We start from the raw sequence: 8,924 nt of genomic DNA, 5'->3' as shown, positions 1-8,924 counted from the left end.
CGGATGCGGCGTAAACGCCTTATCCGGCCTACATCTCACGTCTTAGCGATTAACGCACGCCTGCCATACGTTTCTTACCGATAAACAACCAGCCCAGACCCAGCGCGATGAACCACAACGGCGTGACGATCAGCGCCTGACGGGTATCATCTTCCAGCGTCAGCAGTACCAGTACGAAGACGAAAAACGCCATACATACCCAGCACATCAGCTTGCCTAACGGCATCTTGTAGATTGATTTTTCATGCAGGTGAGGACGTTGCTTGCGGTACACCAGGTACGAGCAAAGAATGATGGTCCAGACGAACATGAACAGAATCGCCGATACGGTGGTGATCATGGTGAAGGCGCCAATCACGCTCGGGTTCACGTACAGCATCACCACGCCGCCCAGCAGACAGATACAGGAGAAGGTTAAACCCTTCGCCGGAACTGCGCGTTTAGACAGCTTGGCAAACGCTTTAGGCGCAACGCCTTCCTGCGCCAGACCGAACAGCATACGGCTGGTAGAGAACACGCCGCTGTTTGCAGAAGAGGCAGCTGAAGTCAGCACCACAAAGTTGATCAGGCTCGCCGCAGCAGGCAGACCAACCAACACAAACAGTTCAACGAATGGGCTCTTGGTTGGCACTACCGAGCTCCACGGCGTAACGGACATAATCACGATCAGCGCGAACACGTAGAACATGATGATACGGATTGGAATCGAGTTAATGGCGCGCGGCAGAGATTTCTCCGGATCCTTGGTTTCCGCTGCGGTCGTACCCACCAGCTCAATACCCACAAACGCAAACACGGCTATCTGGAAGCCGGCAAAGAAGCCACTCAGACCTTTCGGGAACCAGCCACCGTCATTCCACAAGTGCGTGAACGATGCCTGAACGCCGGTTGGCGACTGGAAGTGCGTCAGCACCATCACCAGACCGACGACAATCAGGCCGATGATGGCAACGATTTTGATCATCGCAAACCAGAACTCCATCTCACCGAACATTTTTACGGTGGCGAGGTTGAGGCTCAGCAGCAGCACAATCACCGCCAGCGAGGCGACCCAGTCTGACAGTTCGGGGAACCAGAATTGCGCATACGCGGTAATCGCGACCACGTCTGCCATTCCGGTAACGACCCAGCAGAACCAGTAGGTCCAGCCGGTAAAATACCCGGCCCATGGCCCGAGCAGGTCGGAGGCGAAATCACTAAACGATTTGTACTCCAGATTCGAGAGCAGCAATTCACCCATTGCGCGCATCACGAAAAACAGCATAAAACCGATGATCATATACACAAAGATGATCGACGGTCCGGCGAGACTGATGGTTTTACCGGAGCCCATAAACAGGCCAGTACCGATAGCGCCACCAATAGCAATAAGTTGAATATGACGGTTTGTGAGATTGCGCCGTAGCGACTGTTCAGACGACGCCTCTTCAGCGGTGTCGACTTTTACCTGATCTACCATGTTTTTTCTTCCTGTACCTGTCTGTGTTGTTCAGGCTCTACGGCCTTTAGTGTGTCTATGATACGACGATCCTGTTATCAGGACTCATCGATATTAGGTAAGAATTGGCGGGATGAATACTAAGATTTAGATATAATGTTAATTTAATGTTTAAAGTGAGTGTCATATCACTCTGATAGCGCGAATCAGCTCACAAAAATACACGCTGACGGGGCATTTGCAAGATAAAATATCGACAACGACGTAACTATAGCTGTTCACGCTATTTTTTTGCTCCCCCCGGCCTCGGGGGGAACAGAAGTCACTGCTTACAGGATCTCAAGCAGCTCAACTTCGAACACCAGCGTGCTGAACGGAGGAATGGACGCGCCAGCGCCACGCTCGCCGTAAGCCAGTTCCTGAGGAATAGTCAGTTCCCATTTGGAACCTACCGGCATCAGGGTCAGCGCTTCAATCCAGCCTGGGATTACGCCGTTAACCGGGAATTCAGCCGGTTCGCCACGTGCGACAGAGCTGTCAAACACGGTACCGTCGATCAGCTTACCGGTGTAGTGCACGCGAACGCGGTCAGTACGTGCCGGAATAGCACCTTCACCCTGGGTCAGAACACGGAACTGCAAACCAGATTCAGTGCTGTTCACACCGTCTTTCTCACGGTTTTCTTCCAGATATTTGACGCCATCAGCCGCCATAGCCTGGAAACGCTCGCGACGAACTGCATCAGCACGTTCGTGGATTTCACGCAGTGCGCGATGCACAACATCAACCGGCACTGCCGGGTGCTTACCTTCCAGCGCGTCAGCGATACCCGCTACCAGCGCTTCAGGCAACAGTCCTTCCAGTCCGGATTCGCTCAGCTGTTGTCCTACCTGCAAACCAATGCCGTAGCTTGCTTGCGCTTCGATAGTGTCAAAAGTCGGGTTAGCCATCATATTTCCTTTCATCGGATGTAAAGTAGCGGGCAGCATATCAGCCATGCCGCATCCGGTAAAACTTTGTCTCGGGAACAGATGACAAATCGCGAGGAAACATAAACAATAGGAATATCCCGCGTTGACGTCACGAAAGCGGGTAATATGACGAACATCATAGCGTTAGCCATCTATACTCTATGATCGAGGAACGAGACGCGGAGCAGGAGGAAAGCCATGCCCGGGCGCTTTGAATTAAAACCAACCCTGGCGAAAATCTGGCATGCACCGGACAATTTTCGCATTATGGACCCGCTACCGCCTATGCACCGCCGCGGCATTATTATTGCTGCTATTGTGTTGGTGATAGGTTTCCTGCTCCCTTCCAGTGACACCAGCGATACCCCTGTGGTGACGCGTACTGCCCAGCTGGATTTACAGTCACAGTCGCAGCCACCGACCGAGGCTCAGCTGCAGGCACAGCTTGTCCCGCCGCAAAATGATCCCGGCCAGGTCGCTCCGGTTGCGCCAGAGCCAATCCAGGAAGGCGAACCTGATGCGCAGCCTCAGGTCCAGCAATCTCAGCCGCAGACACAACCTTTCCAACAGGATAGCGGAATTGACCAGCAGTGGCGCTCCTACCGCGTAGACTCAGGTAAAACGCTGGCGCAGGTATTCCGTGACCATAACCTCCCGCCAACCGATGTGTATGCGATGGCACAGGTTGAAGGCGCCGGAAAACCACTGAGCAATCTGAAAGACGGTCAGATGATACAGATCAGGCAGAATGCCAATGGCGTAGTGACAGGATTAACCATTGATACCGGAAATGGCCAGCAGGTCCTGTTTACCCGCCAGCCTAACGGCAGTTTTATTCGCGTCCGTTAAGCACTGTGACCCCGCGATTCCAGGCCTGATAAGAGATAGCGCCATCAGGCATCAAGGTGAAACGTCAACGTTTCACCTTGTTCACCCACCAGATCCCCGAACACACCAGCACCAGCGCTACCGCATATTTCCATTCGAGAATGTTTTCACCGAGGAATATTGCCGACAGCACTGCACCCGAAACCGGGATCAGGAAGTTAAACGGCGCAATCATCCCCACGCGATTATGCTTGAGCAGAATACTCCACAAGGCGAAAGCGACCGAAGAGAGTAACGTCAGGTAGCCGAGAATCGCCACCGAAGACGCACCGTGTACGGTTAGCGTGCCGCCAAAAGCGTAGCCGCCGATAACCAACGCCAGGCCGCCACCGCCCAACTGGTACCCTGTCATTACCGTCGGGTCCACCGTCTGAGAAATACGTTTTCCATATAGCGTGGCAGCAGAGAGAATAAAGGCTGCCATCACTACTGAGCCGTCGCCTAACAGGCTGAAGCTAAAATCCATTCCGCTGCTAAAGTTCACCACCATTACACCGGTAAAGCCCAGAATACAGCCCAGCGCTTTGTTGTAGCTCAGTTTGTCGTTATGGTAGATAAAATGGGCCAGCAGCACGCTGAAGAAGGTCCCGGTCGCATTCATGATGGACCCTTTCACTCCCGTCGTGAACGCCAGGCCAATGTAGAAGAAGATGTATTGCAGCGAGGTTTGCGTTAGCCCCAACAGCGTGAGTTGGCCGTACTGACGCGGGCTTAACCGGCCAATCGGTTTACGCTGCGCTACCGCCAGCAGTAGCAGCAATAATCCCGCAAACAGAAAGCGATATCCGGCAAAGACAATCTTTGAGGGAATGTCATCCGTGGCAATCTGGAAGATCTCATATCCGCTTTTAATCGCCGGATAGGCGCTCCCCCAAAGCAGGCAGCAGAATGCCGCGCTCAGGTAGACAACATTTTTACGCGCAAACAGAGGTTGGTGCGTTGGTTCCATTCCATCACCACTTTGAAATAATGTTTTATTTTTGTGATTATCCCGAAAAGGATAAAGAATAGCCAGAGAGAAAAGCGGGGGAACAGAAAAGCAAAACGCCGGCACAGGGCCGGCGCTTTTACGCGGTCATCAGAATAAAAACTTATTCTGCAACTACGTTTACAGTCAGCTTAGCAAACACTTCGCTGTGAACCTGGAAGCTCACTTCGTGCTCGCCAGTGGTACGCAGAACGCCGTTCGGCAGACGAACTTCGCTCTTAGCTACTTCAACGCCAGCTGCAGTTACAGCGTCAGCGATGTCGCGAGTACCGATGGAACCGAACAGTTTACCTTCGTCGCCAGCTTTAGACGCGATGGTTACGGTTTCCAGTGCGTTGATTTTCTCAGCACGAGCTTCAGCAGCGGACAGAACGTCAGCCAGTTTAGCTTCCAGCTCAGCGCGACGCGCTTCGAAAAATTCAACGTTTTTCTTGGTAGCAGGAACAGCTTTACCCTGTGGTACCAGGAAGTTACGAGCATAGCCCGCTTTAACGTTAACCTGATCACCCAGGCTACCCAGGTTTGCTACTTTATCAAGCAGAATAACTTGCATTACCTTATCCTCTCAAAGTCGTATTAATGGACCGTGACCGATTACTGATGACGATCAGTGTACGGCAGCAGGGACAGGTAGCGAGCGCGTTTGATAGCGCGAGCCAGCTGACGCTGGTATTTTGCACGGGTACCGGTGATACGGCTTGGGACAATCTTACCGCTTTCGGTGATGTAGTTTTTCAGCGTAGCGATATCTTTATAGTCGATCTCTTGAACGCCTTCCGCGGTGAAACGGCAGAACTTGCGACGACGGAAATAACGTGCCATATGGCTAGTCTCCAGAATCTATCAATTCAATCAGCTCGGCATGCAGAACCATTTTGCTCAGGCCGTTCTTTGCCTTGTGGCAAGATATGAACCCCTGAACGGTCACTGCGCTACCGACCGTTATACTGTGAGTAATGGCCTGGTTTTCGTGTCCGCTAATAATAACGGGCATTTGGCACCACGCCTGCCGGTGAAACCCGGCTTCCTCCTGCACAGAACGATGCTCAAGCACGAACTGGCAATGAGGAATTCCTGATGGACTGACCTTTCGAAGGGGGGCCCTGCACACAGTGCCGGACAACGCCAGACGGTTGGTCATCAGAAATTACTCTTCAGAATCCCCAGCTTCAGCATCATCTGCGGTTTCGTTAGCGAAATCATCGCGACGTTCACGACGCTCGTCTTTCGCTTTAACCATCGGAGATGCTTCGGTAACAGCGTGTTTAGTACGCATAACCATGCTGCGGATAACGGCATCGTTGAAGCGGAAGGTAGTTTCCAGCTCATCGATCACTTCCTGCGGCGCTTCAACGTTCATCAGAACGTAGTGAGCTTTGTGCAGTTTGTTGATCGGGTAAGCCAGCTGACGGCGGCCCCAGTCTTCCAGACGGTGGATCGTGCCTTCTGCACCAGTGATGGCAGCAGTGTAGCGTTCGATCATACCCGGAACCTGTTCGCTCTGGTCAGGATGGACCATAAAAACGATTTCGTAATGACGCATCGAATTGCTCCTTACGGATTATTCAGCCTCCTGTCTGGGTCAGCCGAGGCCCATGGAGGCAAGGAACGTGTTAAAGGTCGGCTGAAAAATGACGCGTCATAATACTGGGGTCAGCAGGTAAACTCAAGGTGCTTGTACGATTATTTATCATGTTGCCATTAATACATATCCAGCAGCATTTTGATGCTGATACAAATGGAGACAATGACAATCATGGGTCGGATGACTTTCTTACCGCGCGTCAGTACGACTGTCGCACCAAGACGTGCGCCAAGGGATTGCCCTGCAAACATCACCAAACCCAGCGACCAGATCATTTTACCGCCGAAAATGAAGAACAAAATCGAGGCGATGTTCGACGCCAGGTTAATAAAATTCGAGTGGATTTGCGCTTTATCAATACTGTATCCCCACAGCAGGATATAGCTGAGGGTATAAAAGGAACCTGCCCCAGCACCGAGAAAGCCATCATAAAAACCAATACATCCCCCACCGATCAACGAGAAGAGAAACAGGGATACCTGCTGCTTTCTTTTCGGTTCGCTAAGGTTTGGCGCAAAAATAAAGTAAATGGCGACTGCGATAATCAGGATTGGGAGCAGTTTCTTCAGCAGTTCCGGTTCAATGAACTGGATAAGCGTCGTTCCCAGCGCAGAACCGATAAAGGCAGATAAAAACACATACTTGTGCTCCTGCACGTTGATATGTCCTCGGCGTAAAAAGTAAATTCCGGAGGTCAGCGAGCTACCCAGAGCCTGAATTTTATTGGTTGCCAGCGCATTAGCCGGGGGTAAACCAGAAATTAAGAGTGCGCCAATAGAGAGAAATCCACCACCGCCCGACACCACGTTAATAAAGCCAGCCACCAGCGCGACCATAAACATAACCACGAAATAGCTGAAATCCATGAATGAAGTATCCATAAGTTTTTGCCTTATTATCATAAAGTTATATTAATTATCCAGCTCACTATAAACGGCGTACTCACCCGATTAAATTGACTATTTGGTAAGAGCTTATGCGCGAAAGGCAGGTATTTTTTCACCGCAGCGGTTTACACCAGCAGACTGTTAATTAAAGAAAAGATGGTTATGCGGTAATTTTTTGAACAACTGCATCAGAAATGGTCGCTATCGACTGCGCTGGTAGCGGTTAAAATTACATCAGAAGTTAATCACTCACAGGAGATAGGCAACCAGAGACCGCAGTCGAGGAGGTACATATGCGAGCCCGTGTTTTGACCCTTCTGGCTGTGCTTTTGCTCAGTGCAAATGCAACGGCAGCCATCAAAATTGATAACCATCAGGCCAGGAACATGGATGATGTGCAGAGCTTAGGCGTCATTTACATAAATCATAACTTCGCCACTGAAAGTGAAGCCACTCAGGCCCTGAATGAAGAGACCGATGCGCAAGGCGCAACCTACTACCACGTGATCCTCACCAGGGAACCCGGTAGTAACGGAAATATGCACGCCAGTGCAGATATTTATCGTTAACACCAGAAATAACCAACGAGAACATTGCCACAGTTTGACTTGCCCCCTTCACTGGGGGCTTTTTTTGCAAAACAATCCCGAAGCCAGACCGATCTCATCCCCATGAAGAGTTGGCTCCGGAACGTTTTTTCCTACTTCTGCCCGTAATAGGCATTTGGGCCGTGCTTACGCATGAAGTGCTTATTCATCAGATAACTGTCGATAGCGCTGAGTGCCGGATTAATGCCACGCGCAATCCATGCCATTTTTGCCACCTCTTCCATCACCACCGCGTTATGTACCGCGTCATGAGCGTCTTTGCCCCAGGCAAACGGGCCATGTTGGTACACCACTACGCCTGGCGTATGCAAAGGTTCCACCTCCCCCAGCGTTTCAACAATCACCCTGCCGGTATTCAGCTCATACTCATCCTGAACTTCCGCTTCAGTTAACGCCCGGGTGCAGGGGATATCGCCAAAGAAGTAGTCCGCATGCGTCGTGCCTAGCGCGGGTATTGCCAGACCTGCCTGCGCCCATGCCGTCGCGTGGGTTGAGTGGGTATGCACCACGCCGCCAAGAGAGGAATAGCGGCGATACAGCGCCAGATGGGTGGCGGTATCGGAAGAAGGACGATAGCGTCCTTCCACCACGTTGCCGTGCAGATCCACAACTACCATGTCGTCCACTGTCATTGTCTGGTAGTCGACGCCGCTGGGCTTAATCACCACCAGCCCGCGTTCGCGGTCGATGGCGCTGACATTACCCCAGGTAAACGTCACCAGCCCGTAGCGCGGCAGATCCATATTGGCCTCAAAAACCTGCTGTTTGAGTTTTTGCATTACACCGCCTCCACCAGACCGGCGCTGGCCATACGCGCTTTCACCCAGTCGCGCGCCTTCGCCACTTCACGTGCCGGGTCGTCCGACGTTTCACTCCACATCTCAATCAGGTATGGCCCGCAATACCCACTCTGTTTGAGCGTCGCAAAACAACGTTCGAAATCGACAACCCCTTCACCAAACGGCACATTCTTGAATACACCGGGTTTGGTATCTTTCACGTGTACGGCAACGATATGGCCCATTCCCGCCTGCAACTCCATCTGCACATCGTTGTCCCACGCCGACAAATTGCCGATATCGGGATACAGCTGGAACCACGGATTGTTGAGATAGTGGGCGTATCCCAGCGCCTTACTGATCGAATTCATCAGTGGATAATCCATGATTTCCATCGCCAGCGTCACCTGTGCACGGCTCGCCATCTCTACGCTTTCTTTCAGCCCATCGCGAAACCGACGACGCGTTTCGTTATTGGCCTGCTGGTAATAAACGTCGTAACCCGCCAGTTGAATAACGCGAATACCGATATCCTGCGCAAACTGAATGGCTTTACGCATGATCTCCAGCCCCTGTTCGCGCACCGCATCATCTTCACTGCCAAGCGGGAAACGACGATGAGCGCTCAGGCACATGGACGGCACCCGTATCCCTGTCTCGGCGATAGCGGCCACCAGCGCCAGTCGCTGCTCGCGGTTCCAGTCAAGACGCGCCAGGCGAGCGTCGGTTTCATCAACCGACATTTCGACAAAGTCAAAGCCCAGTTCCTTCGCCAACTGC

General features: G+C 52.0%; 12 protein-coding genes and 1 pseudogene. 2 read left to right on the top strand and 11 right to left on the bottom strand.

All coding sequences use genetic code 11. The features are described from left to right. Nucleotides 1–49 precede the first annotated feature (49 nt). Both cycA and fklB read right to left on the bottom strand, forming a co-directional pair. Nucleotides 50–1,459 (bottom strand): D-serine/D-alanine/glycine transporter, encoded by a 1,410-nt coding sequence (cycA, locus tag FDW94_RS00580; RefSeq protein WP_008786019.1) that lies wholly within the window; start codon nucleotides 1,457–1,459, stop codon nucleotides 50–52. A gap of 308 nt (nucleotides 1,460–1,767) precedes the next feature. Further along, the gene (fklB, locus tag FDW94_RS00575) at nucleotides 1,768–2,388 is read right to left on the bottom strand and encodes an FKBP-type peptidyl-prolyl cis-trans isomerase (RefSeq protein ID WP_032934269.1); all 621 of its coding nucleotides are present in this window, start codon (nucleotides 2,386–2,388) and stop codon (nucleotides 1,768–1,770) included. A gap of 219 nt (nucleotides 2,389–2,607) precedes the next feature. On the opposite strand from fklB, the gene FDW94_RS00570 reads away from it, so the two are divergent. Further along, the gene (locus tag FDW94_RS00570) at nucleotides 2,608–3,258 is read left to right on the top strand and encodes an OapA family protein (RefSeq protein ID WP_137376962.1); all 651 of its coding nucleotides are present in this window, start codon (nucleotides 2,608–2,610) and stop codon (nucleotides 3,256–3,258) included. A 64-nt stretch (nucleotides 3,259–3,322) separates the two neighbouring features. Here the strand turns inward: FDW94_RS00570 and FDW94_RS00565 are convergent, their stop codons facing one another. The 7 genes and pseudogenes from FDW94_RS00565 to FDW94_RS00540 form a co-directional block, all read right to left on the bottom strand. Next, nucleotides 3,323–4,246 carry a DMT family transporter gene (locus tag FDW94_RS00565; protein ID WP_008786017.1) on the bottom strand — a complete coding sequence of 308 codons (924 nt, stop codon included), beginning with the start codon at nucleotides 4,244–4,246 and terminating at the stop codon, nucleotides 3,323–3,325. Between the two features lie 142 nt (nucleotides 4,247–4,388). Next, on the bottom strand, nucleotides 4,389–4,838 hold the full coding sequence (gene rplI / locus FDW94_RS00560) for a 50S ribosomal protein L9 (protein ID WP_003025676.1): 450 nt from the start codon (nucleotides 4,836–4,838) through the stop codon (nucleotides 4,389–4,391). 41 nt (nucleotides 4,839–4,879) lie between these two features. Continuing rightward, entirely contained in the window at nucleotides 4,880–5,107 is a 228-nt protein-coding gene (gene rpsR / locus FDW94_RS00555) for a 30S ribosomal protein S18 (RefSeq protein ID WP_000135199.1), read from the bottom strand. A gap of 4 nt (nucleotides 5,108–5,111) precedes the next feature. Beyond that, nucleotides 5,112–5,426 (bottom strand): primosomal replication protein N, encoded by a 315-nt coding sequence (gene priB, locus FDW94_RS00550; protein WP_137376961.1) that lies wholly within the window; start codon nucleotides 5,424–5,426, stop codon nucleotides 5,112–5,114. A 6-nt stretch (nucleotides 5,427–5,432) separates the two neighbouring features. Further along, on the bottom strand, nucleotides 5,433–5,828 hold the full coding sequence (gene rpsF / locus FDW94_RS00545; RefSeq protein WP_003025672.1) for a 30S ribosomal protein S6: 396 nt from the start codon (nucleotides 5,826–5,828) through the stop codon (nucleotides 5,433–5,435). A gap of 70 nt (nucleotides 5,829–5,898) precedes the next feature. Next, nucleotides 5,899–5,976, bottom strand: a pseudogene (locus FDW94_RS23670) (hypothetical protein); the annotation flags it as partial. 10 nt (nucleotides 5,977–5,986) lie between these two features. Further along, nucleotides 5,987–6,751, bottom strand: a complete 765-nt coding sequence (locus FDW94_RS00540) for a TSUP family transporter (protein WP_003830447.1) — start codon at nucleotides 6,749–6,751, stop codon at nucleotides 5,987–5,989. A 299-nt stretch (nucleotides 6,752–7,050) separates the two neighbouring features. Between FDW94_RS00540 and yjfY the strand changes: the two genes are divergently transcribed. Further along, nucleotides 7,051–7,326, top strand: coding sequence for a DUF1471 family protein YjfY (yjfY, locus tag FDW94_RS00535; protein ID WP_003025668.1), 276 nt, complete (start codon nucleotides 7,051–7,053; stop codon nucleotides 7,324–7,326). A gap of 131 nt (nucleotides 7,327–7,457) precedes the next feature. Here the strand turns inward: yjfY and FDW94_RS00530 are convergent, their stop codons facing one another. Both FDW94_RS00530 and FDW94_RS00525 read right to left on the bottom strand, forming a co-directional pair. Further along, nucleotides 7,458–8,144: an L-ribulose-5-phosphate 4-epimerase gene (locus tag FDW94_RS00530; protein WP_032942175.1), complete on the bottom strand. Its 687-nt coding sequence runs from the start codon at nucleotides 8,142–8,144 to the stop codon at nucleotides 7,458–7,460. After that, nucleotides 8,144–8,924 (bottom strand): L-ribulose-5-phosphate 3-epimerase (locus tag FDW94_RS00525; protein ID WP_249358201.1); only part of this gene is annotated, 781 nt, incomplete at its 5' end. The genes FDW94_RS00525 and FDW94_RS00530, both read right to left, overlap by 1 nt.

Source organism: Citrobacter sp. wls757, from assembly GCF_005280935.1.
Taxonomy (GTDB): domain Bacteria; phylum Pseudomonadota; class Gammaproteobacteria; order Enterobacterales; family Enterobacteriaceae; genus Citrobacter; species Citrobacter portucalensis.
This window is presented reverse-complemented; position numbering and strand designations above follow the sequence as displayed.

What these genes read in the sequence shown, in the direction of transcription:
- cycA (WP_008786019.1), bottom strand. Translation starts at nt 1,459, where the DNA reads ATGGTAGATCAGGTAAAAGTCGACACCGCTGAAGAGGCGTCGTCTGAA.
- fklB (WP_032934269.1), bottom strand. Translation starts at nt 2,388, where the DNA reads ATGGCTAACCCGACTTTTGACACTATCGAAGCGCAAGCAAGCTACGGC.
- FDW94_RS00570 (WP_137376962.1), top strand. Translation starts at nt 2,608, where the DNA reads ATGCCCGGGCGCTTTGAATTAAAACCAACCCTGGCGAAAATCTGGCAT.
- FDW94_RS00565 (WP_008786017.1), bottom strand. Translation starts at nt 4,246, where the DNA reads ATGGAACCAACGCACCAACCTCTGTTTGCGCGTAAAAATGTTGTCTAC.
- rplI (WP_003025676.1), bottom strand. Translation starts at nt 4,838, where the DNA reads ATGCAAGTTATTCTGCTTGATAAAGTAGCAAACCTGGGTAGCCTGGGT.
- rpsR (WP_000135199.1), bottom strand. Translation starts at nt 5,107, where the DNA reads ATGGCACGTTATTTCCGTCGTCGCAAGTTCTGCCGTTTCACCGCGGAA.
- priB (WP_137376961.1), bottom strand. Translation starts at nt 5,426, where the DNA reads ATGACCAACCGTCTGGCGTTGTCCGGCACTGTGTGCAGGGCCCCCCTT.
- rpsF (WP_003025672.1), bottom strand. Translation starts at nt 5,828, where the DNA reads ATGCGTCATTACGAAATCGTTTTTATGGTCCATCCTGACCAGAGCGAA.
- FDW94_RS00540 (WP_003830447.1), bottom strand. Translation starts at nt 6,751, where the DNA reads ATGGATACTTCATTCATGGATTTCAGCTATTTCGTGGTTATGTTTATG.
- yjfY (WP_003025668.1), top strand. Translation starts at nt 7,051, where the DNA reads ATGCGAGCCCGTGTTTTGACCCTTCTGGCTGTGCTTTTGCTCAGTGCA.
- FDW94_RS00530 (WP_032942175.1), bottom strand. Translation starts at nt 8,144, where the DNA reads ATGCAAAAACTCAAACAGCAGGTTTTTGAGGCCAATATGGATCTGCCG.